This is a genomic window from Acinetobacter sp. LUNF3 (assembly GCF_022699605.1).
GTDB classification, from domain to species: Bacteria; Pseudomonadota; Gammaproteobacteria; order Pseudomonadales; family Moraxellaceae; genus Acinetobacter; species Acinetobacter johnsonii.
On the sequence record NZ_CP093968.1, the window covers coordinates 2,262,765 to 2,287,898 of the forward strand.

Genomic DNA, 25,134 nt, shown 5'->3' on the forward strand with positions numbered 1-25,134 from the left:
GAATCGATACAGGAGCTTATAGCTCCTGTATTTCTATACACGTTTCATTCACTTTAAATTTCACATCTAAATTTGCAAATTTCATCCCATAAATTCGCGCTTCATCATCCTGATACGCCGGTCTGGGATCTAAAGATAAAACGGCTTCAAGCTCTTGTACGGTCTGTAGTGAAAGTTTTTCACTCATCAAAAGCTGCTGCTTCTGTTTGATCGCCCGATCCGACCATATCACCGATTTACGTTTAGGTTCATCTTGCGCATAGCCACTTTCCGCATCTATAACTGCATCTGAGTAGTGAATATAAGGTTTAATATCAACAATTGGGGTGCCATCTAGTAAATCACTTCCTGTGACATACACTCGAACTGACTTCCCCTCTTTTTTGACGCACTTGAGCCTCACCACCGATAGACCAATCGGTGAAGGACGATACATGCTGCGCGTAGCAAATACCCCTATTTTTTTATTGCCCCCTAAGCGTGGCGGACGAACTTGTGTACGAAACTGGGTTTTTTCTGGATTTTTATTGTCATGAAACTGCCACACCAACCATAAATGACTAAATGCCACAATTCCTTCAAAGGCTAGAACATCATTATAGGGTGCTAGCATTTCAATATACGATTCCACTTGAACCAAATTAGGCTGCCGAGGAATACCAAACTTTTCCTTATAAGAAGAGTGCATATAGCCAATAATTGGCAAGGTTAACTCAGTCATCATCACTTTTTCTAATAAGCTCAATTAAATATATTCAGTTTATCGAGAATGATTTTAGATTAGAATAGCAACCTGTTCTAATTTGATAATTTATTGAGACCTTTAATGGCTGCTTTCAACGTCGAAAAGATTACTCACGTCCACCATTGGAATGATACTTTATTCTCTTTTAAAACGACGCGCGACACTGCTCTACGTTTTAAAAACGGTCAATTTGTGATGATCGGCCTTGAAGTAAATGGCAAACCGTTAATGCGTGCTTATTCTATTGCTAGTGCAAACTACGAAGAAGAACTTGAGTTTTTCTCAATTAAAGTTCCTGATGGCCCGTTAACCTCTATTTTACAAAAAGTTAAAGTGGGTGACGAAATCCTGGTATCTAAAAAGCCTACAGGAACTTTAGTACTTGATGACTTAAACCCTGGTAAAAACTTATACCTGCTTTCTTCTGGTACAGGTCTTGCGCCGTTCTTGGCAACCATTCGTGATCCTGAAACCTATGAACGTTTTGAGAAAGTGATTGTGGTTCATGGTACACGCTTCATTTCTGAGTTGGCTTACCAAGACCTCATTTTAGACGAACTTCCGAACAATGAGTTCTTTGAAGAGCTAGGCATTAAAGATAAATTGGTTTACTACCCAACGGTTACTCGTGAAGAGTATCCAAACCAAGGTCGTGTAACAACAGTGATTGAAACTGGCGAGATTTTTGAGAAGATCGGTTTACCACGTTTTAACCCAGAAACGGATCGTGCAATGCTTTGCGGTAGCCCAGCATTCCTCGATGACGTTGCTGCACTTCTAGACCAACATGGTTTAAAAGAATCGCCACGTATGGGTGTACTTGGTGACTACGTGATTGAACGTGCATTCGTTGAAAAATAAGATCATATAAAGATATTAAAAAACCGAAGCTTAGGCTTCGGTTTTTTATTTACTCTACGTATAGTTTTATCTAATATTAAAAAAAATAACAAATCTAGAATTTAAACCCATGGCCTTTCCAGAACTTAAATTTAAAGACTATTTAATAGTCAAACTACTTTATTATCCATACAAGATTCTAAAAAAATTCGAAATAATTCATCGACTGATTTGTATTAGTTTTATAGTGATTTGACTATACATCCAAAACCCAAGCCCAGCGGCCTCGATGTACAGTGCAAACTCCAGCATTTTGCTCTCATTACTTATGTCGTTGACCCAGCTCGTTTTAAAGAGATCATTCCAGCACGGTTTAAGTTAGACACGGTCCAGTACCAAGGCAAACAACATGCACTGATGTCGGTAGTCCCCTTTATCGATGTCGATTTGAGCTCCGCAGTTTACCCTTTTCCAAAATTCACCATGGGGCAAACCAATTATCGGGTCTACGTGATTGATCAGGAAACACGGGAACGTTGTGTTTGGTTTTTAGGAACGACTTTGGACTCTTGGACACTGATCGTTCCTCGTTATGTTTGGCAATTACCGTGGCATCCAGCACAGATTGAGTTTGATTGTCAGCGAGATCTAGAGGGTCGATATACACAATATAAAATGCGTACCCAATCGGCATGGGCCACTTCAGATGTACATTTGTCTCAGTCCAAACATGACCCATGGCATTTTGAAGGCTTTCCCAATTTAGAAAGTTATCAGGTCTTCTTAACTCATCCATTGGCAGGGTTTTACCATCGCAGCGATGGAAAACTCGGCAGCTATCGCGTCTGGCATGGCCGCTTAAATCCGAAACCTGCAACGCTGCATTACGCTCGCTTTGAACTTTTAGCAAAGCTCAATCTTGTATGCTATGAAGATCAGCTCAAACCCTATAGTGTTCTGATTGAACCAATCAATGAATTTACCATTTATTTACCCCCAAAGGTACCTTAATCATTCGGCTGAATAACACAATAAATAATGAATACCCTACATATTTTAAGGAATATTAAGCATGATGAATAAATTTCAGCTAAGATAATGAGAGATTGGTTGTTTTTCTTCACAAAGTCTCTATAATTCAACAAAACAGACAAGTCTGTCTATTTTTACTGAAATACTGAATGACCGAAAACATTCAGAGGGTACAAAAAATATAAGAAGGCACATTAAGTTGCTCATATCCATATCATGCATTATTGTCAAATAATGTGCGATATGGAACATAATCATTATCAGCAAAGCGCGATAACTTAACCGTTATCGCGCTTATTTATTTGTACTTGATTTATTTTAAACTCATTTAAGCCAGCAATATAATGTGTATTGGGTTAAACTTAAAATCAAAGTTTATATATTAAGCAGCCGAGAGTTCCATTTGGATTAAAGTATTCACACGCTTCCAATAATCTTCCAAATGCACTTGGTTCGGATCGATTTGCGCTTGTATGGTCATGCCATCCAAAATACTCGATAAAAAAGCCGCCAACTGTTCATCCTGTTTCACACCTAGACGATTCAAAGCCTGACATAGCTTGCCTTTTAACCATTCTTTATAATCAATTGCAGGCTGTAGCGAAGAAGGATAAATTTTTGAAATTTCTTCAACTGCCTTTTGGAACATACAACCATTAAAATCCGCGCTATGAAACCAAGCATGGTACCATTCAAAAATTGCACGAATATGGGAGAGATAATCACTTGGGTCACATGCAGCAATCGTCGCTTCAAGCGACTGCTGTAAATTTTGGTTTCTTGTCACTAAGCATTCTTCAATTAATTTAGCTTTAGATGGGAAGTATTTGTAAAACGTCATTTTAGCAACGCCAGACTCGCTAATAATCCGATCCACACCGATAGAATTATAACTATGTGAGTTAAAGAGATTAAGCGCTGTGTTAATGATGTCTTCTTTTTTTGACATTTATTTTACCTGATGCACAAAACTTTAAAATTAAGCCATTAACCCAAAAGAACAGCACATGAAAACGAAATACATCGATTGAAGACGATATTATATATCAAATTTAGATCAACGCCGTTTTTTTATAAAAACAATACCAATATTAAAATAAACGTTTGAAATATATAGTTTTTAAGATAAATAAAACACTAGAAGAATCGAGTCTTTTTCACTATGATAAGGCTTTGTTGCACAAACCTATCTGTAAAGGGTTTTTCAGCGATATAATTTTCAAATGAAGAAGCCTACACACAAAATCTACCGCACAACCAATTGGCCCGCATATAACCGAGCACTCATGAGTCGCGGAAATATTGCCATTTGGTTTGATCCTGCTACGCAATGATATGCGCCATCAAAAGGCAAACAAGGGCGAAATCAAACCTACTCCGACGCAGCCATCCAATGCTGCTTAATGATTAAATCCTTATTCCGTCTGTCTTTACGTATGGTCACTGGCTTTGTGCAAAGTCTGATTAAACTTTGCGGATTAAATTGGATAGCTCCAGATTACACCACGCTTTGTAGAAGACAAAAGCATATTGATATTGTAATCAGCTACCAAAAAAGTAGCGATGGGCTGCATCTACTCATGGACTCTACAGGCATGAAGTTTCTAGGTGAGGGCGAATGGAAACGCAAGAAACATGGATCTGAATATCGTCGCCAATGGCGTAAACTTCATATTGGTATAGATGCTAAAACCCTACAAATACGAGCAGTTCAGCTTACAACCAATAATGTCAGTGATTCACAGGTGCTTGGTGATTTACTTAATCAGATTCCACAAGATGAGCAGATTAACTGTGTTTATACCGATGGAGCTTATGACACCAAGCAATGCCGTCAGGTCATTGCAGATCGGCAAGGGCATGCGGTGATTCCACCTAGAAAAAATGCGAAACAATGGAAAGATACAAAGAGTAGCTCGCTAGAGCGAAATGAATTACTTAGAACAATTAAACGTTTAGGCAGGACACTATGGAAAAAATGGTCAGGCTATCATCGGCGAAGTTTGGTTGAAACTAAGATGCATTGCATCAAATTATTAGGAGATAAACTCAGTGCAAGGAGTTTTGATAGCCAAGTGAATGAGATCCATGCACGTGTAGCAGTCCTTAACAGATTTACGGAATTAGGTCGACCACTTACCCAAGTTACGCCTTAAATTTGGCTCAATTAGGGGTGCTTTGCATTTCAAATCTTTGTGCAACAAAGCCGTCTGCCCCTCTAATATAATTTCATATTTTCCATTTTTAATGGGGGTCCCTTTAACTTCAATTGTATTATCACTATAAGGAGGCTCTCCAACACCAGTATTTAAAACCAAACCAGAATCATTAGTGATATTGCTATCAACAAATAAGTCATCAACCAATATAACTTTCTCTATTTCAATTTTTTCATTGTATATTTGGTCAACATGCCCCACAGGCAACTCATTTGGTGAAATAGAAGGGGCATTGCTATATCCAACAAAAGCGAAGCTACTCAACAATATTATATTTTTTATACAGAATATTCTTAACATTAGCAGGAACAGTTTTATCCTCATCAATAATACTTTTAATATCATTCTTATTTAAATTTATCTTTTTTAAAATTTCTGGCAGCATCATACTATCGATTACCTCTACCTCTGATGGCTGTTTACTTATTTCCGGATTTTGTTCTTTAAAATCCAAACCCAAATCTCCGACCACATTAAAATATACTAAAACTCTTGTATTTAGAGAATCACTATCATTATATAATACTGTACCTTTAGGCAGTACATAATATCCTCCCTGACCTGATTCTTCACTAAGTGAATTAACCAAAATAGGTTTTTCTAATACATGTATCTCTTTCTTATCCATAAATAAATTTCCATTAAACAATAAAAAGGATAAAATCGTTCCTAATAAAAAGGTCAAACTATAACTAAATATTTTTTTGAAAAATAGCATTTCATCTTCTCATTCTCTCTGATGGTAATTTTGGCTGATTTTTTGCATGATAAAATTTTTTAACATTTACCTTAATAGCTACATCTTGGCTTTCAAGATAATCTTTAAGATTATCCAGTAAATACAAATAATTTGGTTCTTGATATTTTGCTTTCATTGCGGTTGACAACATTCGTCCAAGCACTTTTGTTGAATCAATATATTTACTAGAATTTTTGGTAAAATTTCTCAACCCTACATTCATTGCATTTAAACTTAATGTAGTGCAATTAGGTCCTAAAGCAAAATATGGATCAACCAATTTATATGTTGTCCTAATATCTGAAGTGTTTAACCTAATGCCCTGATCAGTTAATTTTTTAAAAAAATTCATAATATTAAGAACGCTTTGCGGCTGAACATAATAAATATACTCATAAGTTGTTCTTGTTTTGCTTGTTCCATAGCCACAAGCATTTTCACCTTGAATATATCTAGAAAAGCTCCACCATAATCTTAAAATCCCCTCGCCTCTGGGGCTACTAGCGCCATTCAAAGTGATTCCTAACCCCAACTCTTCTGAGTAAGTCTTACCATATCTGCCAAAGTCATAGACAATGACTGGTACATCTTTATTTTCCGTAAATATTGCTACAGCCGTATGTCCATAAGGGGATTCATGCTCACCATCACCATATGAACTACCGATTAATAACGATATCTGATAAAGCCCGATAGGAACTTGATATTGTGGATCACTTTCAAAAGGAACTGTACGAATGGTCTTACTCACCCCCTACTCTCCCTTTATTTTTTTCAAAATTTCATCAACTTCATCATTTCCGATTAGCACTTCTAAATCGGTATCTTCCGTAGTTGTTATAATTTCTGTTAAACCATCAATATTAGTGATGCCTTGAAGGATTTCATTTGTTGTTTTATTTTTAACCCTATATTTGTAATAGCTTAATGGCTGACTAGAAATTTCATCGTGAAATAAAAAACGCCTATGAAATTTTTTACTTCTAAGATCTGGTAAAATCATAAAACTATCTTCTATTCTACCCCCACCCAAAAACTGATGCTGCCCAGCCTTACTCTCAAACTTTCCAGCAGTAGTCGGTAATACCCCAGCACCACTAATCTCAATTTGACTACCGCCCGCAGTTAGCACGATTTTCTTACTGGCCTTAATTTCAATTTGCTCTTCCGTGGAAATAATTTGAATGTCTTTACGCGCAATAACATCGAGTGCATCACCTTGAGCCTGTATCTCAACCTTGCCCTTGCCTGCATAGGCTCTTAGCCCGTCTTGTGCTGCAAAGAGACTTATTTTCTCACTGGCATGTGCAATCAATGATTTCTGCGTAGAAAGGTTAATACTCTCCCCTGCACTTTGGCTGATTTGGCCATCTGCTGAGAGATAAATATCTTCATTGCTGCTGACAGCTATGGAGTTTGGTGCAGAGAGAATCATGATGGCTTGTTTAAATGCATCTGCCTTGTTTTGATCTTGTTGTTCAATCTGTTCTAAGAAGCCTTTTAAGTTTTCTAAAACTTCTAGTGGATCTGTCTGTTGATTCTTCGCCGCTTCACTTAACGCTTGGCTATTGTTTAAAGTCCCTTCAAGTTGTTGTTTGGCAGGTTGAGCATCCAGATGTGTACCTGCAGCTTGATCTTGTTTATGGCTACTGAGCAGTAATCCCTCACCTGCTCGAATCGCGCCCCATTGATCTGTTCGAAGCTCAAAGCCTTCTCCTCGTCCCTCACTTGTCTCTCTTTCTTTGGGGTGACTAAGGTTACCGAGGTTCAACTGAGTTGCCCCATGACTACTTTGTAGTTGAGTCGAGATTTGACCCGTAGTGTCATCGAAGCGGAGTTGGTTATAGCCTTCACCCCCTATTTCTTTAGAGCGAATCCCAGCTAGTTTCTTGGTTTCTGGTAATTGACCTTTCTGATCAAATTTCGTTGGGCTGCGCTGCGCTTCATGAATCCGTCCAACCACAAAGGGACGGTCGAGATTGCCATCAAAGAAATCAATCACCACGATTTCACCAATGCGCGGTAAAAAGCGTGCGCCATAGCCCTCACCCGCCCATGGGGTCAAGACATCAACCCATGCCGAGTCTGTATCATTGTCATTGGCGCCTGCACCGCCGTCATGGCTGTGGTCATCGTTGCGGGTAAAGAGGAAGCGAACTTTAATCCGCCCCCATTCATCCACATGAATTTCTTCGCCACTTGGTCCCACAACTTTGGCACGTTGTGGGTGTGTGGCTGGTCGGTGCGCTATCGGGTTATAAGCTGGAACGGTCGTGATGTGACGACGCTGTAAACTCAAGTGGTTGGCTTGGCGTTCGCTTGGCACTGTGCTGGTTTTGAGTGACCATTGGCTTTGTTTCAGTAAATGCTGAATTTGCTCACTCAGATCTTTGGGCAAGTTGTTTTGATTATAGAAAGTCTTGGTCGTGATCAGAAATTCTTTGTCTGCATCACTATGTTGATCCAGTTCAGGATGTTCATGTAACTCAAACCAATACCCCACTTGGGCATCACGTACGGTGCTCTGTGCAGTGAATTGTTTCGCCTGTTGGTTGTAGACATTACTCAGGGTTTGATTGAGTTTTTCAATTTGGCTGTTTGATGCTGTGGTCGCCTGATCTTCTCCATTTAAATCTTACATCCATGCAGGGCTAACATGCCACGCTTGTTCTAAACTGAGGCTAGCATTGTCTTGTTGTGTACTGTGTTGATGTTGGCTTTGGACTGAACCTGCACCTTCTTCTTGACTCAGGTGGTCGGCTTGCCAACGTTGGATATGGACTGCAGTCGGTTGTAGGCTGCGCTGCGCACTCAGACTGATGATGCTATCCTGTTGTTCGGTAGCACTAGAACGATGAAAACGAATCTGTCGACGCTTTAAGGCTTGAAACTGACTGTTGTCATCCAAGAGTCTAAGTTTTTGGGCTTGAATTGGATGACGAGTATGAGGCACATAGAGTTCAGCTTCATCAATCAGCCAGTTGATGCCTTCACTGCGCCAGAGCCGTGTTAGAAAGTCATAATCGGTTTCATTCGACTGCATGATGAAGGGACGAACATCAATCTCTGTATTTAAACCAGAAAGATCAAGACTGAGGCTTGCAGCAAATAGCGGACTTTTACTCTGCCATTCCTTGAAGAGTATTTCACTGACATCTCGCACACTTTTATTCATAAACACTCGGCTGTTGCGACGTTTATGCCAAAGTGCAGTTGCATCTTCTAAGCGAAGTTTATACAAGGTCAGTGCACCATCACTTTGTCCTTGTTCGGCTTGGGTGATGATCCCTGTGCTGCGAAATAATGTACCTTGATCTGTGACCTGATCGACCGCGACTTGCACTCCGATAAACTGTTTGAGTGGAATCAGGGCATTGGTTGAGAGGCAGATCAATTCAACATTTAAACCTTGGTTTAATGCATGTGTGCCTTCAATATGCTGCAAAAAGATGTCATGATTTAATGCAGCAGGTGAAAATTGTGCATGAATGGCACGTTTTTGTGCACTTAACCCCAATTGCTCAAGCACTTGAGTGATTGTATTTATCATCGTCTATATTTTTAAAAAGTAAGTTTCAGTCATAGTCGATCGCAAACAGCGATCATAAATTAGGCGCCATTATAGCTATATCAATTTGACAAATGAGCAGAGTTTTATTCTTATTATGTAAACAACAAAATGCTCCGAGCAACTGCGGAGCATTTTTATGGAAAATAATTTCACTTTGATTAAGAAATTTAGCGTTTTCTTAATTCTCGAGCTGTAATCTACGCTCAGATAATGCTTTGCTCACCACTTGATAACCCGCAGTCATACCTAAAGTCGCCATAATGCCTGCCACGATTATGTCTGGCCACAAACTGCCTGTACCAAACACACCTATTGCAGCAAAAATAACTGCCACATTCCCAATCGCATCATTTCGGCTACAGAGCCAGACCGATTGCATATTAGAGTCACCTTCTCTAAAGGCATATAAAATGACGGCACAAACCACATTCGCAAGCAAAGCAATCACACCAATCACCCCCATGGTCATAGCTTCAGGTGGAATTCCCAAAGCATAGGCATAGATCACTTTACCAATCACCACTAAGCCAAACAACGCCATGGTCATGCCTTTGAGCAGTGCCACTGTCGCCCGCCAATACAAACTCGCACCAAGCACCGCAAGTGAAATACCATAGTTGACTGCATCACCAAAGAAATCTAAAGAATCGGCCCATAAGGATGATGAATGTGCATAAGCTCCACCAATAAGCTCCACCACAAACATGGCTAAATTGATCAATAAGGCAATCCACAATACCGTTCTAAACTTACTATTTGGCTTTTGCGGTGCGGGTGCACAACTGCAAGAAGAACATGCCATATACACAACCTCTATCCAGACCTAATCATTTTCTATTATGATTAAAAACTATGGAGTCGCTCTAAGGTCAAGCAAAATGAATCAACAAAACTCATCTCCTGTTTATTTGATGAAAGACTTAGTCCATAAAACAGGATTAAGTGCCGATACCATTCGTTTTTATGAAAAAAAGCATTTATTAGAGCCTTCTTTTCGCGGAGAAAATAACTATCGCTATTATCAAGATGACGCGCTTAAACGACTCATTTTTATTAAACGTTGCCGCGCGCTAGATATCTCACTCAAAGAAATTGAATACCTGATTGAACTGGAGCAAAATCCTCAACAAGACTGTAATGCTGTCAATCAACTAATCGCTGAGCATTTAAAACAAGTCGAACAAAAAATCATTGAATTGCAAAAATTTCAAATACAACTACAACAACTTCGGCAGTCTTGCACAACCCAATCAACCATTGATGATTGTCAAATTTTAAGACATCTTGAAGCAGGGCTTTCAGATGCATAAAACACATCAACGCAGAATTTAGAATATGGGTATTACTCGTTTTTGCTATATATTTACCCGAGCCTTACATAGTCAATGCAGGTTTTTTATATTTATTTTCTTTAATTTTTTAATAAATTCACAAATAAAAAATCTAGCTTCACAGCAAATCTAATAAAAATGATCCCTAATTATTTCGAATAAAAGGCCACAAAGAACTCTAGCTTTTTGATGATTAGAACCTCAGATAAGTTTTATATAACCAATCTTTTACTTTATAAAACAAGGATATTTAAATTTACTTCTCTTCTCATTCATATAAAACTATCTATCTAAATACTTATCATTAAGCACTCACATCCAGCGTTTGAACATGTAATTTTCGCGTCTACCTCTGCTTAAATTCCGAGTTGTTTACTAGGTTGAATCTATTTTTTAAAGCCCTACAATAAACCCATATTTTTTTTATGCCTTAGTTTAATCATGAGCATTCATCACGTTACTGAACTTCTTTCTCCTGCAGGTTCGCTTAAAAATATGCGTTATGCATTTGCCTATGGTGCAGATGCAGTCTATGCCGGACAACCTCGTTACAGTTTACGTGTGCGCAATAATGAATTTGACCATGACAATCTGGCTATCGGCATTCAAGAAGCGCACGACTTAGGCAAAAAGTTTTATGTGGTCGTCAACATTCAACCGCATAACTCGAAACTCAAAAACTTTATTCGTGACCTCACACCTGTGGTTGCAATGCAACCCGATGCCCTGATCATGTCGGATCCAGGGCTGATTATGATGGTACGCGAGCATTTTCCAGACATGGATGTGCATCTTTCCGTTCAGGCCAATGCAGTCAACTGGGCTACTGTGAAGTTTTGGAAAAATATGGGACTGACTCGTGTCATTTTGTCCCGTGAATTATCCATTAATGAAATTGAAGAAATTAAGCAACAAGTGCCTGACATGGAAATTGAGGTTTTTGTGCATGGTGCGTTATGCATGGCATACTCTGGACGTTGTATGCTTTCAGGCTATATGAATAAACGTGATGCGAATCAAGGGGCATGTACCAATGCCTGCCGTTGGGAATATAAAGTTCATGAGACTACGCAAGATGAAAATGGTGATGTGATCCCAGTCCAAAATCTGAATACAGACTCCAATTGCTGTTCAAACTCTGATGCTGATGAACTGCATATGCAAGCACAGCATCAGTTTGATGAACCCGTATTACTACAACGTCATGATGAAGACATGTTTGCTGCTGAAGAAGACGAACATGGTACTTACTTTATGAACTCAAAAGACTTGCGCGCGGTGCAGCATGTTGAGCGCTTAACCCAAATGGGGATCCATTCTTTAAAAATTGAAGGGCGCACCAAGTCTTATTTTTACTGTGCGCGTACAGCACAAATTTATCGCAAAGCCATAGATGATGCGCTCGCCGGTAAACCTTTCGATTCCTCACTCCTGACACAACTCGAAGGTCTGGCCAACCGTGGTTATACCGAAGGTTTTTTACGTCGCCACGTGCATAGCGAATATCAAAATTATGAAAATGGTTCATCCAGTTTTGACCATCAACAATACTGCGGTGAAATTTTGGAGCGCAATGGCGATTATCTGAAAGTCGATGTCAAAAAACGTTTTGTAGTGGGTGATGTGCTCGAACTCATGACCACTTCAGGCAACATCACTTTTGAACTAACAGAAATCCTCGATAAAAAAGGGAATCCAATACTTGAAGCGAAAGGCTCAGGTCATGTGGTTGAAATCCCAGTTCCTGCTGATGTCGACATGCACTATGCCCTGCTCATTCGCAACTTACCGCATTCAAGTACCGACATTTCAGCGCCTGCCTTGGCCTATGTTGCAAGCTGACTGGGGATATTGCCATGGCACTACGAATAACGGATGCATGTATTAACTGTGATATGTGTCTTCCCGAATGTCCCAATACCGCTATTTTTGAAGGTGATAAAATTTATGAAATAGACGTCAGCCGTTGCACCGAGTGTGTTGGTTTTTATGACACCCAAACCTGTGTCGATGTTTGCCCAATTGCCTGTATCGAGCCACATCCAGAACACGTTGAAACACAGCAACAATTGTTAGAAAAATTTAAAGGATTGAACTTATTTAGCGTCTAACCTTGGGGAAAGTAGAAAAGAAACCGAGTACTGACCACACTCAGAGTTTCAAAACAAAAACTGGGCAAAGAATAACAATAAACAACAACTAAATGAAAAAGCCAAAGTGACTGGGGAGCACTTTGGCTTTTTCTTTGTACAAGATATTTGCTTTAAACAAAAAAAGGAACTGAGCTGTTAGTGACTCAGTTCCTATCAAGGGTAAAACCAAAGATCAGCAATACAACATAAAGGGAAAAAGCCAACGTATATTTTGGGAGAGCGTTGGCTTTTTCATTTCACACTTACAGCCCAGAACGAATAATATAATCAAAAGCAGACAGAGATGCTTTCGCGCCTTCACCTGTAGCAATGATGATTTGCTTGTATGGCACAGTCGTACAGTCACCTGCGGCAAATACACCTTTGACATTGGTTTCGTTGCGATCGTTAATCACAATCTCACCACGGTTTGAAAGCTCAACAGCAGTCTCTTTTAAGAAATCGGTGTTTGGCAATAAACCAATTTGTACAAAGATTCCTGCAAGCTCAACCGTATGTTCTACATCAGTTGCACGATCTTTATATTTCAATGCTGTCACTTGCTTACCATCACCCACAACTTCAGTTGATAGTGCATTCAGGATCACCGTGGTATTAGGCAAGCTATGCAATTTGTCTTGCAACACTTGGTCAGCACGTAGTTTGGTATCAAACTCAACCAAAGTCACATGTTCTACAATCCCAGCAAGATCAATCGCAGCTTCGACACCTGAGTTACCTCCGCCAATTACCGCAACACGTTTGCCTTTAAACAGTGGACCATCACAGTGTGGACAGTAAGCAACACCACGAGTGCGGTATTCTGCTTCACCCGGCACATTCATCTCTCTCCAACGTGCTCCTGTTGAAAGGATGACCGTTTTAGATTCAAGTTTTGCACCATTTTCTAAAGTGACTTCAACCAAGCCATTCGCGGTCTCATCTGCACCTTTGATGTTAGAAACACGCTGTAAGTTCATAATGTCCACACCATACTCACGGACATGTGCTTCCATTTCAGCAGCAAACTTCGGCCCTTGAGTCTTTTGAATCGAGGTATAGTTTTCAATGTCCATGGTATCCATGACTTGACCACCCATCCGTTCAGCCACGATCCCTGTTTTAATGCCTTTACGTGCTGCATAAATGGCTGAGGTATTTCCCGCAGGACCACCACCAACCACTAAAACATCAAAAGCCTCTTTGGCATTGAGTTTTTCAGCTTCTTTGGCCGCAGAATTGGTATCCAGTTTGGCAACAATCTCTTCCAAGGTCATACGGCCTTGACCAATATGGTTGTTGTCTTGGAACACCATCGGTACAGCCATGATTTTGCGTTCTTCAACTTCATCTTGGAAGAATGCACCATCAATCATAGTTGCTGTCGTGCCTGGGTTGTAAATAGCAATCAGGTTCAACGCTTGCACCACGTCTGGACAGTTATGACAGCTTAAAGACACAAAGACGTCAAAGTCAGACTGGATGCCCAAAGCTTTGATTGAAGCTAAAACTTCATCCGATACTTTGGGTGCATAACCTGAGGTTTGTAACAATGCCAAAATCAAAGAGGTAAACTCATGTCCCATCGGTAAACCCGCAAAGAACACACGCGGTTGTTCACCGGCTTTTGCCACACCAAAGCTGGGTGCACGTGAGTTTTGACCATCAAAACGTGCAGTCACCAGTGGAGACAGTGCTGTAACTTCTTCAACCAATTCTTTGATTTTGTCTGATTTCTCAGAACCGTTCAAAGTCGCAACCAATTCAATCGGACCTTCAAGGCGTTCAAGAAGTGTTTTTAATTGAGCTGAAGTATTTTGATCTAACATTGTTAAGCTCTCCAAAGCAGTCTATAAATTTATTTGATAGAAGAATCATAAAGTAAATCTATAAATAGATAAAACAGTTTGTTTTTATTTTGGTAATCGGTTTTATAGATTTAAAGATATTCACCATAAAGAGTCCCACTAAACGCAGGTCTTTAAATGAAGTAAAAGCTTAAGATTCACTCTGCATCCGCTGTTCAATTCTTAAAGTTCGGGCTTTTAACTGACGCGTCAGACCAAATAACACAAGACTCAACAGCGCCATTAGCAGCATCAAGATAAGCGAAAAGAATTGCATGACCTTCGTGAACTGCTCTGCTTGTTGAACTTGTTTTTCTACACTTGCAGCCATCGGCGTGAGTGTTTTGCCATAAAGCTGATGCTGCATCGTCCATAACTGTTCAGGCTTAAACCCATACTCAATAAAATGTGAATCGGTTTTTTCTGCTTGGACAAGAGCAAGCACATGCGGAATTGCTGCATTTTTATCGACAGGTTGGTGTAACAATGCCGTTTGCGCAAGCAAATAATGTTTTACAGGCATTTGTATTTGTGACTGCTGCAAATACTGTGCTATTTCACTTTGCTGAATGTTTTTATCGTAGTGTACGATTTGCTGAAAAGCCTCGCTTTCATCATCTTTTAAATCATATTGCACATAAGTCAGCCCAGACCAAAGCAGAATAAAGGCAATCAGCCATGCCACAAACTTCAGTATAAAAGATTGAAAACGTACATAGAAAAAATGAATTTTCCGTGCATAGTGCACCAGTATGAATGCCCCAATAAAAGACACCATGATCTTGAGCACAAGCCAACCAAACCACGACAGCAAATTCAGAAAATAATCTGGCTGATGTCCAAGTGATGCTAAATTTGCATCGACACTCATGGGCATATGTAGTTGCTGTATTTCAGTGCTCAGTCCAAAAAAGCTATAGACAAAATCAGGCTGTAGAAAATAGCTAATGCTGGAGGCAATAAACAAGGCTGCACTCAACATACACCATAAACTCAGTTTACGTTGACGTTGTTTGAGTGCAACCACGCCTTGCTCAATGTGCTGAGGCTGAACAACATACTCATCTAAGGAAGGCAAATACTTCTCCTCTATCGACCACCCAACTCGGCATTAAGATGGTGTCGTACGATTAGAACTCGAGTCTAAAACCAATTGATTCAAATTGTCCTGCAAACTACGCAAACGTGTGGTTGCTTCCGCACGTTTCTGCATCCCTTCCTTTTGTATTTGAATCACGTCATTTACTGTTTTAATGAGGGTGTTTTGTACATGTTCAAGCGTCTCAATATCAATCACTGAACGTTGATTTGCTTTTGCTGTATCTACTGAGTTTTGATGTAATAAATCAGCATTGCGCTTCAATAAATCATTGGTCGCATCGTCAATGGTATTGGCCAACTGCACACTATTCTTCTGCTCATTTAAAGAAATCGCCAGACTAATTTGGTTTTTCCATGCAGGCAATGTGATGTTTTTAATCGCATAAAACTTATCGACCAACATCAAATTATTAGACTGAATAATACGAATCATCGGTAATGTTTGCATGGCTGATTGTTGTAAAACCTGCAGATCACTCACGCGTTTTTCCAAATTATTGGCTAAATGATTGAGGTCGTAAACCCTCTGCGTCGTGGTTTGGTCTTGCGCCTGTGAGGTCAGTGTTGAGATTTCCTGCTGAATTTCATCCTGTTTCAACTTACCTGCTGCAATATAGACACCCAGCTGTTTATATTCACTTTGTACACCATTAAACATCCGATCTAGTGTATCGACACGTGCTTTTAAACCAGACTGCGATTTTTCAATTTCTTTCACCAAAGTATCTATCTGTTCTTTGGTGGTATTAAAGTGCATATCAATATTATTCTTTGCGCCTTTAATTTTGCTCATCAAGCCACCGAAGAAACCTGAATTTTTCTTTTTATTTAAGATACTTGAGGTATTGAGCTGTTGTGCGACTTGTACCACCTGATTCAGCTTTTGCCCTGTTTCATCTAAATCTTTATTTTGAACCAAATTAAGCAACTCATCTGTATATCCAGAGGTTTGTGTCGCAATATTTTTACCATACTCCGCCACGGCGTTATGGTTGATTTCTGCCAACTCTTTCCGTGCTGCCAAGACCGCATTGAAGTCATCTTGTTGCAAGCCAATTTCTTGCAAATTTAACTGTTGAAACTTATGTTCAATCACTTCGGTGGTTGGCTCTACCACAAGACTGTTTTGTTCTGAGTTGGTCATAATTCACCTAATCTATTTCTTAAAGTGTTGGTTTCTGTAGTGATTTTTTTAAGGTACGAATCAATTTTTCACGGCTATTATCGAGCTTTTCCAGTTCAATTGTCGAGCTTGATTGCTGCGATTGTTTGACATGATATTGCCATGCTGGGATCAAGACCTGCTGCGCTTCTTTAAAACGATCTAACAAACTCAATGAAAGCTGCTGAGACAACTGCATTTGTGTAATCGCAATATCATTACTGCTTTGCAAAGTTTGTAAACTGTTTATTTTCTTGGATAAACGTTCTGCAAAATTATCTAAAGGATGTGCATTCTTCACAAATTTAGGATATTCCATTAAAAATGCTTCAGCCGCAGATACATATTTGGCCATTTGCTCACGTAAGCCTGTTAACTGCTGATAGCGTGCTTGTGACTTTTGAATTTCGATTTGTAATTTTTGACTAAGATGATTGGCCCGATCCAACAGCTGATCCAGTTTCTTATAGTATTCAACTTGGGTTGAACCATATTCAATATCAATTCCCAGCCACTTTTGTAGCCCATTAAATTTACGCTTCTTCAGGTATTTTTTTGAGTCAGCCAGTGACTGAATCAGTTGCTCAATGGTTTGACTCAACTGTAAGGTCAACTGTGGATCTATCCCGTTAAGCAGCACAGACTGTGCTTGAATGACACTATCTGCATAATGATTAAGACGATATTGATCGTTCAGCAACGGAACCAAATCATTACGCTGGATACTTAAAAGTTCATCTGAATTGACTGGTATATCCCTTAAAGGAACAAGAACGTCAATTTGTGCCATAGTGCTTTAACCCAATAAAGAAATTGAATAAAATCATTTTTATAGTACAGCTTTTATGTCAAATAACATGTAGATTTTTGCAAAAATGCTGTGACATCTTTTGTGCCGTAGAAATTATCACGAAGGTTATATCTGTTATTCAGTACTCTATTCGTACTAGGACTCAAACCTATTGAGTAGAAATAAAAGATCCAATCAATACATACTCTATTTTTATCTTCTGTGGAGTTACAATCCTTTATGAAACAAAACGCATATTTGAAGTCATAAAAAAGCCATGATCAACATGGCTTTAAAATGGGGTGTTTCGAAATTATAAATAATCGCCTTCACGCTCAGGTTGATAAACCACTTTTTCAATTTTGACTTTCATCATTTGACCATCTGGCTGCGGCCATTCAATTTCTTGACCTTCAGCTAAGCCCAGAATTGCTGCGCCAATTGGGGCTACAACATTGACCTGTCCCTTCTCGCCTTTAAAATCATGCGGATAAACCAAGGTAATTTCAGATGCTTCTATAGATGGTGCAATGGTCAGTAAAACTTTTGCATTCATCGTTACCACATTGGCAGGCATATCTTGTGGAGCAACAACATCGGCGCGGGCCAATTCTTCTTCAAGCAACTGCATGGTCGGTGTAAGTTTAGGCTGATGTTCTAACATCGTTTCTAAACGATGAAGATCCTGCTCAGAAATGATAATTGCCGGGTTTGCCATGTGCTGCATTCCTATTTGAATACGGTATGAATAAAATTCTTATTAAAAATAATTTATTAGCCTATAACTTCTGTTATATCAGAAATGCAGTCTAAATTACATTTCAACTGATTTTGATTTTTTAATGCTATAAAAAAAGCCCCCTTGAGGGGGCTTTCTCAAGTCAGAACTTAGTTTGCGTAAACAGGAAATTTCGCACAAACAGCTTCAACTTTCGCTTTAACAGCGTTAATCACAGCTTCATCACCTTTGCTGTCTAGGATATCAGCGATCCAGCCAGCAAGTTCACGTACTTCAGCTTCGCCGAAACCACGAGTCGTCACAGCCGGTGTACCAATACGGATACCAGAAGTCACAAATGGTGAGCGTGGGTCATTTGGCACAGCATTTTTGTTCACAGTAATGTGAGCTGCACCTAACCATGCATCTGCTTCTTTACCTGTTACATCTTGCTTAATAAGAGATAACAAGAACAAGTGGTTTTCTGTACCACCAGAAACGATGTCATAACCACGAGCAATGAGAACTTCAGCCATTGCTTGAGCGTTCTTCACCACTTGTTGTTGGTAAACTTTGTATTCAGGAGCCATTGCTTCTTTAAAGCAAATTGCTTTAGCCGCTACCGCATGAACCAATGGACCACCTTGGTTACCAGGGAATACAGCTGATTGTAATTTTTTCTCAATTTCTTCGTTTGCTTTCGCAAGGATTAAACCTGAACGTGGGCCACGAAGTGTTTTGTGTGTAGTGGTTGTTGTTACGTCAGCAATCTGAACTGGGCTTGGGTAAACACCAGCAGCAACTAGACCAGCAACGTGAGCCATATCTACAAATAGGTAAGCGCCAACTTTATCCGCGATGTCACGGAAACGCTGCCAATCTACAATTTGGCTATAAGCAGAGAAACCAGCTACGATCATACGTGGCTTGTGCTCAACTGCTAAACGCTCAACTTCTTCGTAATCAATTTCGCCAGTTTCAGGGTTTAAACCGTACTGAATTGCGTTATATGTTTTACCAGAAAAACTTACTTTAGCACCGTGAGTCAAGTGACCACCGTGAGCCAAACTCATACCCAAAACAGTGTCGCCTGGGTTAAGAAGAGCTAAGTAAACAGCAGAGTTTGCTTGTGAACCAGCATGTGGCTGAACGTTTGCGTAATCTGCACCGAAAAGCTCTTTAGCACGGTCAATCGCTAATTGTTCAATCACGTCTACATATTCACAACCGCCGTAGTAGCGTTTGCCTGGGTAGCCTTCAGCATATTTGTTTGTAAGTTTTGAACCTTGCGCTTCCATTACTGCTGGAGAGCAATAGTTTTCAGAAGCAATCAGTTCGATGTGCGCTTCTTGGCGAGCATCTTCATTTGTGATTGCTTGCGCGATTTCTGGATCAAATTCAGCAATTGAGATATTGGCAAACATTAGCGAGGTCCTATGAAATTAGGGCTTTTAAGCCGTGCTAAGATTGGCGCGTATTGTAGCATGAAGTTTATAAATTTCGAGAATGAACTTTACGCAGTTTAAATAAAAAATCGCTCATGAAGCAGAACTTCATGAGCGATTTGGGTCAAAGCAAATTACTGAATTGGCATGAGTGTTTTGACATCATCAACAATATCATCGATATTTTCACTAAACGATGTGGTATGGGTCCACTTTCTCGTTTCACTGTCATCAGTCACATAACGAATATTATTTCCAGCTTGAGAAGCACCAGCATATAAAATATTCGTAATCGCTCTTGGAACAGTCGTGTCATTGGTGCCTTGATAAATAATAATTGGCGCTGTTTGTTTGACCTTCAAAGGCTGAGATGTGTTATCTAAAAAGTTTTTTATGACTGGCAAATCTAGAAAGCCTGTTTTTGGGTAATATCCATTTAATGTGTTATAACCAGTCGCTAAAGCCCACATTTCCGTATAGTAATTTACAGAAACAGTCCCTGAACATGCCGATTCAGCTGTTCGTGCAATACGGGCTGCTTCAGACTCAAACACTTGCCCGTACAAAGTTATATTGGGTGGATTTTGCATACCTGCAGTGATGAGTGCAGCATAGGTATTCAGTGAAGTATAAGTAGCAACCTGTTGAGTTGCTGGCAAATTTGCAACACTTGCAGCCCCCACTTGAAAGATCGTTTTTAAATTAGACGCAGGTGCAATCGCAACTGTCCCTTTATAATCTAACTGCGCGCGACTTTGATATTCACCAGCACCTAAAGCAGCATGACCACCCTGTGAATGCCCAACCGTCACCCAGTTTTTTGAAACCGATTTACCTTGCTTGGTTAAGTAGTCACGTGTTGCAACTACTGCATCTGTAATCGAAAAAGCTTCACTTTTTAAATTAAGATAAGGATGGGCTTCTGTACCACTTGGCTCTCCCAGTCCTTCGTAATCAGGAGCAACAACAACATATCCCGCGCTAAGTAACTCATTAATCATCGATTTTACATCGGGATCCATAGAAGATTTACTTGGCGCGCAAATATCAGCAACACCAGTAGTACCATGTGCCCACACAACAATCGGCCAACCTTTCGCGGGAGCTACTGTTTTAGGGGTAAAAAAATGCCGTTGCGCGAGTTTCTTTATTGTCCTGACCCAGCATCTTATAAGTCATGACTACACTTTCACCAGCCGTAGCTGACATATCTGTAGCCGTATAAGCTGTTGGCGTAGTTACGACTGGATTAACAATATTGTTTTTAGGAACCCCATCATCCACACCAACAGAAGTTGAATCGCCATCCCCTCCTCCACAGGCTGTTAAAACAAGCATAGAACTACTGACGAACACGGCCAAGATATGTTTTTTCATCTTAAAATTCCTTAATGACATTTTTTTCTTGTTGTAACGATTCAAATCACTTGAATACATTAATGATTTACGCCTCAAAATGACGCATGGCAATACCAGTTACGAGAATGATACAAAGTGAACATTGTCTGCAAGTGAGCACTTACCATTGTTATAAAAACTGGTCTTTGGAATTTAAAATAAATCCTGATCCCACAACTGAATTCAGGCATTGAGCTCTTCTCTAGTCTTTGTTTGAGCTGAATCCCAAAGAATTATTTTTATTTTAAGCCATCATTTTCCTTGCAATCTGCCTGAATAAATGGATGAGTAACTTCCGACTTTTTCCTTGCTTAATAAAGCCTGATCTCTAATCACCTAGCTTCACCAGATGATTTAAACAACATCACCGCACAAAATCAGCGAATAAACCACAAATCCAGCTGTCTTGATAGTCTTGAAAATGATAAATTTATTCAGCTTTTAATTTTCGGATATGCAGATGCAAGCCATTATTCTCGACACAGAAACCCATACTCTAAATGGTCAACCCATTGAGATTGCATATGCACCGATTGAAATTGCAAATGGCAAATTAAGCCTAGACAAAAGCCAAGTATTTGATCAGCTCTATACCGTCGATGAACCGATCTCATTCGCAGCGATGGCTGTGCATCATATTTTAGAGTCAGACCTCGTTGGGAAGCCACACTACACGACCTTTAAACTACCTGCCGAAACGCAGTACATCATTGGTCATAATATTGATTATGATATTCGTGCTATCGAAAAATGTGGTGTCGATACTTCTCATATTAAAGCGATTTGTACACTCGCCCTTGCACGTTTGGTCTGGCCTGATGCTGAAGCCCACAATATTTCGGCACTCATTTATATGATTTCAAAAGGCAGTGAAAAAGCCCGTGAAATGATTAAAAAAGCTCATCGCGCCGATATGGATATTATTTTAACAGCCAATATTTTAATGCATGTGGTTCATCAATTAAAAATAAACAGCATGGAGCAATTATTTACTGTCTCTGAAGATGCTCGTATTCCGCGTGTCATTAATTTTGGCAAGCATCGCGGAACAGCAATTGCCGAACTCCCCGCTGACTATATTCAGTGGTTAATGCGTCAAGATGAACTCGATCCATACTTACGTAAAGCTTTAGAAAATACGAGCTTTAAAACGCTCTAAAATGTATTGTCATAAATTCTTAATATTGTTGTAATTTTCACCCTGTATGTTCAGCCTTAATTTATTTGTTCGGGGGAGTAAATTAAGGTATGAATCATTATCAAAAGACAGCATTGGGTTTAGATGCTTTACAACAACGTCATATCCCACTCAATGCGCGTCAAAGACGACTATTGGTTTTAATTGGTACAGAGGATTTTGAACAATTGGCTGACCAGTTCAAACAACGCATCGCAACGCCTGAAATCCTCGGACAATTAATTGAATTGGGTTTAATTCATTCCACACAAACAGCTCACGTCTCTAGCCCAATAGAGCCTCTATCCGAATCTCAACCACCTGCCTCACTACTAGAAAATAGTCAAAATAGCGTCAATCCAATAGATTTAGACAGCAAAGCGCAGACTCCTACACCACCCACTCCTACACAAAGCCCAGCCCAACCGCTTAAAGCTTATAGCTTTGAAGAAACACGCGATTTGATGATGAGCTTATTACAACGTTATTGTGGCTTAATGGCAAAACAACTCATTCTTCAAATTCAATCGGCGACAGACTTACACAGTCTCAAACGCTGCCAAATGCAATGGATTACGACGTTACAGGAAAGTCGAATAGAACCCACAGTACTCAACCAACACTTACAACAGATCAATCATTCACTGTTGCGTTTGCAAGCAGCTTAAATAAATTCAACGAATAATTGAGTCTTTTTCTGTCTTAGTTAAGATTTAAAGACTACAAGTTTTATTAAAAACTCTTGTCTTATATTTTTTTCATACAATAAATCTTAATGTCTTTCATCGACTTTTTCAGACTTTGGCACAATAGTTCCTTGAACCATTCATCAAATAGCTTGATAAATAGGAACTATGTGTGAAGTGATATCCTAATTTCACTTTATGATCTTCAATATAATCGCTCAAAAAAATTATCCCTTATCTTCAGCGATGGGATAACTTAACTTGATATAGATCGCCCATAAAAAACCCATGTAAACATGGGCTTTTTTCAATAGGGTTAATCAACAACTCGGTATATATTTTCCGTTTGCCGACTTTCAAATAACAGTTCAATACTAGGCAGAATCACTTCACCATCAACAACGATATGTTCAATTCGTTTAAACAAATCCAAACGTTCTGCTTCGGAGTTTTCAGGTACTTGCCTTAACTGGGCCTTCACATTATAAGTTTGGCTGTATTGGTCCTTTACCTTTACATCTACAAGCTGAGTCATGGTCATTTTCCTTTTCTTTTTTTAGCTCTGCTTAATCTTATAGCACAAGTTTTTTCCAACACCTCCCCAAGAGTTGTTAGAATTTATCGCAATGTTAATTTATATAAATATTTTCAAAATCATAACTATAAATCATAAACTTAAATCAAATATGCTTAACAACTAAGATACATAGTCATATTTTTTCACATAAAAAAAGCTCGCATTGCTGCGAGCTTTTCTATGTTGGAAGGCTAGTGCTGATTTATTGTTTGAACATTTCGTTCCAAACTCAACGAGCTGTCATTGATCCGTCCAACTACATCGTAGCGTCTTAGTTATCGACCTACTGTAAGTAGAATATAAAAGCATTTTTCACTCTCGACAAGAGCCCATGACATTTCGAAACAACTGTACAAATAAAAGCCAATTGATATTTTTTAAAAATAAGAGACCATACTGAAAGGCAAAACCGAGAGGCTTTGTTGCACAAACCTATCTGTAAAGGCTTTTTCAGCGATATAATTTTCAAATGAAGAAGCCTACACACAAAATCTACCGCACAACCAATTGGCCCGCATATAACCGAGCACTCATGAGTCGCGGAAATATTGCCATTTGGTTTGATCCTGCTACGCAATGATATGCGCCATCAAAAGGCAAACAAGGGCGAAATCAAACCTACTCCGACGCAGCCATCCAATGCTGCTTAATGATTAAATCCTTATTCCGTCTGTCTTTACGTATGGTCACTGGCTTTGTGCAAAGTCTGATTAAACTTTGCGGATTAAATTGGATATAGTCCGCACGCCAAAAAACCAATACAATACCGATATGAGTTATCCAATACATTTTAGAAAGAAAATATTAGCCAAGCTTGAAGAAGGTCAATCTATCCGAGCGGTTGCTCAGCACTTCGAAATTAATAAAAATACAATTGTCGAATGGAAAAAGCGAATCGAAATAAAAAGAACTCGACCAAGAAAACCATCTAAAGTTGATGATGATGCCTTACGTGCAGATGTTGAGCAATATCCCGATGATTATCAATATGAACGCGCTGCTCGTTTTGGTTGTGCTACTTCTACAATTGGAGATGCGCTCAAGCGTCTAAATATTACAGTTAAAAAAAGACCTTACGGCACCCGAAAGCAAAAACAGAACTCAGAGAGCAGTATTTAAAAGATTTAAACCGATTAAGGTATCAACACCCGATCATCTATCTTGATGAAAGTGGATTTAAATCTCATGAACATAGACCTCATGGTTATTCAAAACAGGGAACTCCTTGTTATGGAACATATAATTGGCAATTAAAAAATCAAACCAATGCAATAGGAGCAATCCATGAGGGTAAGTTATTTGCAGTGGGTTTATTTGATAGCAAAGTAAATTCGGATGTATTTTATTTTTGGGTAGATCAGTTTTTATTACCAGAACTACCCTCGAATAGTGTAATTGTCATGGACAATGCAGCCTTCCATAAACGACCAGATATACAAGATCTATTAAGCCAACATGGGCATCAAATACTTTGGTTACCACCTTATAGTCCTGACCTTAATCCTATTGAAAAAATGTGGGCATGGGTGAAAGCAAAAAGGAAAAAATGGTTGGTTAACTCAATAGATAAGCTTTTTAGTCGTTTCTTTAACGAGTGTATGGGTAATTAAGCGGTTTGACTATA

21 protein-coding genes and 5 pseudogenes are annotated in these 25,134 nt (G+C 39.3%); 11 read left to right on the forward strand and 15 right to left on the reverse strand.

The window, feature by feature from the left end; all coding sequences use genetic code 11:
* Positions 1–16: 16 nt before the first annotated feature.
* Entirely contained in the window at positions 17–724 is a 708-nt protein-coding gene (gene tsaA / locus MN200_RS11005; RefSeq protein WP_081313253.1) for a tRNA (N6-threonylcarbamoyladenosine(37)-N6)-methyltransferase TrmO, read from the reverse strand.
* A 102-nt stretch (positions 725–826) separates the two neighbouring features.
* On the opposite strand from tsaA, the gene MN200_RS11010 reads away from it, so the two are divergent.
* Positions 827–1,606, forward strand: a complete 780-nt coding sequence (locus MN200_RS11010; protein ID WP_004696086.1) for a ferredoxin--NADP reductase — start codon at positions 827–829, stop codon at positions 1,604–1,606.
* A gap of 231 nt (positions 1,607–1,837) precedes the next feature.
* Positions 1,838–2,596: a DUF2071 domain-containing protein gene (locus MN200_RS11015; RefSeq protein ID WP_058869981.1), complete on the forward strand. Its 759-nt coding sequence runs from the start codon at positions 1,838–1,840 to the stop codon at positions 2,594–2,596.
* 403 nt (positions 2,597–2,999) lie between these two features.
* Here the strand turns inward: MN200_RS11015 and MN200_RS11020 are convergent, their stop codons facing one another.
* Positions 3,000–3,566, reverse strand: a complete 567-nt coding sequence (locus MN200_RS11020) for a TetR/AcrR family transcriptional regulator (protein ID WP_058869982.1) — start codon at positions 3,564–3,566, stop codon at positions 3,000–3,002.
* 274 nt (positions 3,567–3,840) lie between these two features.
* Here MN200_RS11020 and MN200_RS11025 point away from each other — a divergent pair.
* Positions 3,841–4,773: pseudogene (locus MN200_RS11025) on the forward strand (IS5 family transposase).
* Here MN200_RS11025 and MN200_RS11030 read toward each other — a convergent pair.
* The 5 genes and pseudogenes from MN200_RS11030 to MN200_RS11050 form a co-directional block, all read right to left on the reverse strand.
* Positions 4,741–5,037, reverse strand: coding sequence for a hypothetical protein (locus MN200_RS11030; protein WP_081313274.1), 297 nt, complete (start codon positions 5,035–5,037; stop codon positions 4,741–4,743). The pseudogene MN200_RS11025 and the gene MN200_RS11030 overlap by 33 nt on opposite strands.
* A gap of 55 nt (positions 5,038–5,092) precedes the next feature.
* The gene (locus tag MN200_RS11035; RefSeq protein WP_227509236.1) at positions 5,093–5,464 is read right to left on the reverse strand and encodes a hypothetical protein; all 372 of its coding nucleotides are present in this window, start codon (positions 5,462–5,464) and stop codon (positions 5,093–5,095) included.
* Positions 5,465–5,555: 91 nt separating this feature from the next.
* Positions 5,556–6,326 carry a hypothetical protein gene (locus MN200_RS11040; protein WP_058870468.1) on the reverse strand — a complete coding sequence of 257 codons (771 nt, stop codon included), beginning with the start codon at positions 6,324–6,326 and terminating at the stop codon, positions 5,556–5,558.
* Positions 6,327–6,329: 3 nt separating this feature from the next.
* A pseudogene (locus MN200_RS11045) lies at positions 6,330–9,125 on the reverse strand (type VI secretion system Vgr family protein).
* 199 nt (positions 9,126–9,324) lie between these two features.
* Positions 9,325–9,948 carry a cation transporter gene (locus tag MN200_RS11050; protein WP_010327173.1) on the reverse strand — a complete coding sequence of 208 codons (624 nt, stop codon included), beginning with the start codon at positions 9,946–9,948 and terminating at the stop codon, positions 9,325–9,327.
* A gap of 76 nt (positions 9,949–10,024) precedes the next feature.
* On the opposite strand from MN200_RS11050, the gene MN200_RS11055 reads away from it, so the two are divergent.
* The 3 genes from MN200_RS11055 to MN200_RS11065 all read left to right on the forward strand — a co-directional run bounded on the left by MN200_RS11055 (position 10,025) and on the right by MN200_RS11065 (position 12,588).
* The gene (locus MN200_RS11055) at positions 10,025–10,456 is read left to right on the forward strand and encodes a Cd(II)/Pb(II)-responsive transcriptional regulator (RefSeq protein WP_058869987.1); all 432 of its coding nucleotides are present in this window, start codon (positions 10,025–10,027) and stop codon (positions 10,454–10,456) included.
* Between the two features lie 462 nt (positions 10,457–10,918).
* Complete coding sequence (gene yegQ, locus MN200_RS11060) at positions 10,919–12,319, forward strand: tRNA 5-hydroxyuridine modification protein YegQ (RefSeq protein ID WP_058869988.1); 1,401 nt, start codon at positions 10,919–10,921, stop codon at positions 12,317–12,319.
* A gap of 14 nt (positions 12,320–12,333) precedes the next feature.
* Complete coding sequence (locus tag MN200_RS11065) at positions 12,334–12,588, forward strand: YfhL family 4Fe-4S dicluster ferredoxin (RefSeq protein WP_218288214.1); 255 nt, start codon at positions 12,334–12,336, stop codon at positions 12,586–12,588.
* A 284-nt stretch (positions 12,589–12,872) separates the two neighbouring features.
* Here MN200_RS11065 and ahpF read toward each other — a convergent pair whose 3' ends face one another.
* The 7 genes and pseudogenes from ahpF to MN200_RS11100 form a co-directional block, all read right to left on the reverse strand.
* Positions 12,873–14,438 carry an alkyl hydroperoxide reductase subunit F gene (gene ahpF, locus MN200_RS11070; RefSeq protein ID WP_242759388.1) on the reverse strand — a complete coding sequence of 522 codons (1,566 nt, stop codon included), beginning with the start codon at positions 14,436–14,438 and terminating at the stop codon, positions 12,873–12,875.
* 169 nt (positions 14,439–14,607) lie between these two features.
* On the reverse strand, positions 14,608–15,534 hold the full coding sequence (locus MN200_RS11075; protein WP_242759390.1) for a hypothetical protein: 927 nt from the start codon (positions 15,532–15,534) through the stop codon (positions 14,608–14,610).
* Positions 15,535–15,567: 33 nt separating this feature from the next.
* Positions 15,568–16,701 (reverse strand): toxic anion resistance protein, encoded by a 1,134-nt coding sequence (locus tag MN200_RS11080; protein ID WP_183175957.1) that lies wholly within the window; start codon positions 16,699–16,701, stop codon positions 15,568–15,570.
* Between the two features lie 19 nt (positions 16,702–16,720).
* Positions 16,721–17,509 (reverse strand): hypothetical protein, encoded by a 789-nt coding sequence (locus MN200_RS11085; protein ID WP_058869994.1) that lies wholly within the window; start codon positions 17,507–17,509, stop codon positions 16,721–16,723.
* Between the two features lie 313 nt (positions 17,510–17,822).
* Positions 17,823–18,227 (reverse strand): nucleoside diphosphate kinase regulator, encoded by a 405-nt coding sequence (gene rnk, locus MN200_RS11090; RefSeq protein WP_058869995.1) that lies wholly within the window; start codon positions 18,225–18,227, stop codon positions 17,823–17,825.
* A gap of 170 nt (positions 18,228–18,397) precedes the next feature.
* Positions 18,398–19,651 carry a serine hydroxymethyltransferase gene (gene glyA / locus MN200_RS11095; RefSeq protein WP_004982454.1) on the reverse strand — a complete coding sequence of 418 codons (1,254 nt, stop codon included), beginning with the start codon at positions 19,649–19,651 and terminating at the stop codon, positions 18,398–18,400.
* A 155-nt stretch (positions 19,652–19,806) separates the two neighbouring features.
* Positions 19,807–21,049: pseudogene (locus MN200_RS11100) on the reverse strand (alpha/beta fold hydrolase).
* Positions 21,050–21,530: 481 nt separating this feature from the next.
* Between MN200_RS11100 and MN200_RS11105 the strand changes: the two are divergent.
* Together MN200_RS11105 and MN200_RS11110 are read left to right on the forward strand one after the other, a co-directional pair.
* Positions 21,531–22,229 carry an exonuclease domain-containing protein gene (locus tag MN200_RS11105; RefSeq protein ID WP_114392828.1) on the forward strand — a complete coding sequence of 233 codons (699 nt, stop codon included), beginning with the start codon at positions 21,531–21,533 and terminating at the stop codon, positions 22,227–22,229.
* 89 nt (positions 22,230–22,318) lie between these two features.
* On the forward strand, positions 22,319–22,915 hold the full coding sequence (locus MN200_RS11110) for a hypothetical protein (protein WP_114392826.1): 597 nt from the start codon (positions 22,319–22,321) through the stop codon (positions 22,913–22,915).
* A 334-nt stretch (positions 22,916–23,249) separates the two neighbouring features.
* Here MN200_RS11110 and MN200_RS11115 read toward each other — a convergent pair whose 3' ends face one another.
* A complete protein-coding gene (locus MN200_RS11115; RefSeq protein WP_004696033.1) occupies positions 23,250–23,468 on the reverse strand; it encodes a hypothetical protein in 219 nt (72 codons plus the stop codon).
* Positions 23,469–23,979: 511 nt separating this feature from the next.
* On the opposite strand from MN200_RS11115, the pseudogene MN200_RS11120 reads away from it, so the two are divergent.
* From MN200_RS11120 to MN200_RS11130, 3 genes and pseudogenes are all read left to right on the forward strand, one after another.
* A pseudogene (locus MN200_RS11120) lies at positions 23,980–24,243 on the forward strand (transposase); the annotation flags it as partial.
* A gap of 38 nt (positions 24,244–24,281) precedes the next feature.
* A complete protein-coding gene (locus tag MN200_RS11125; protein WP_039890557.1) occupies positions 24,282–24,629 on the forward strand; it encodes an IS630 transposase-related protein in 348 nt (115 codons plus the stop codon).
* A gap of 17 nt (positions 24,630–24,646) precedes the next feature.
* Positions 24,647–25,120: pseudogene (locus tag MN200_RS11130) on the forward strand (IS630 family transposase); the annotation flags it as partial.
* Positions 25,121–25,134: the final 14 nt, after the last annotated feature.

Coding starts and splice junctions, on each gene's coding strand:
- MN200_RS11055 (WP_058869987.1), top strand. CDS start 10,025: ATGAATCAACAAAACTCATCTCCTGTTTATTTGATGAAAGACTTAGTC.
- MN200_RS11105 (WP_114392828.1), top strand. CDS start 21,531: ATGCAAGCCATTATTCTCGACACAGAAACCCATACTCTAAATGGTCAA.
- MN200_RS11035 (WP_227509236.1), bottom strand. CDS start 5,464: ATGGATAAGAAAGAGATACATGTATTAGAAAAACCTATTTTGGTTAAT.
- MN200_RS11050 (WP_010327173.1), bottom strand. CDS start 9,948: ATGGCATGTTCTTCTTGCAGTTGTGCACCCGCACCGCAAAAGCCAAAT.
- ahpF (WP_242759388.1), bottom strand. CDS start 14,438: ATGTTAGATCAAAATACTTCAGCTCAATTAAAAACACTTCTTGAACGC.
- yegQ (WP_058869988.1), top strand. CDS start 10,919: ATGAGCATTCATCACGTTACTGAACTTCTTTCTCCTGCAGGTTCGCTT.
- MN200_RS11085 (WP_058869994.1), bottom strand. CDS start 17,509: ATGGCACAAATTGACGTTCTTGTTCCTTTAAGGGATATACCAGTCAAT.
- MN200_RS11020 (WP_058869982.1), bottom strand. CDS start 3,566: ATGTCAAAAAAAGAAGACATCATTAACACAGCGCTTAATCTCTTTAAC.
- MN200_RS11110 (WP_114392826.1), top strand. CDS start 22,319: ATGAATCATTATCAAAAGACAGCATTGGGTTTAGATGCTTTACAACAA.
- MN200_RS11010 (WP_004696086.1), top strand. CDS start 827: ATGGCTGCTTTCAACGTCGAAAAGATTACTCACGTCCACCATTGGAAT.
- rnk (WP_058869995.1), bottom strand. CDS start 18,227: ATGGCAAACCCGGCAATTATCATTTCTGAGCAGGATCTTCATCGTTTA.
- tsaA (WP_081313253.1), bottom strand. CDS start 724: ATGATGACTGAGTTAACCTTGCCAATTATTGGCTATATGCACTCTTCT.
- MN200_RS11115 (WP_004696033.1), bottom strand. CDS start 23,468: ATGACTCAGCTTGTAGATGTAAAGGTAAAGGACCAATACAGCCAAACT.
- glyA (WP_004982454.1), bottom strand. CDS start 19,651: ATGTTTGCCAATATCTCAATTGCTGAATTTGATCCAGAAATCGCGCAA.
- MN200_RS11080 (WP_183175957.1), bottom strand. CDS start 16,701: ATGACCAACTCAGAACAAAACAGTCTTGTGGTAGAGCCAACCACCGAA.
- MN200_RS11125 (WP_039890557.1), top strand. CDS start 24,282: ATGAGTTATCCAATACATTTTAGAAAGAAAATATTAGCCAAGCTTGAA.
- MN200_RS11065 (WP_218288214.1), top strand. CDS start 12,334: ATGGCACTACGAATAACGGATGCATGTATTAACTGTGATATGTGTCTT.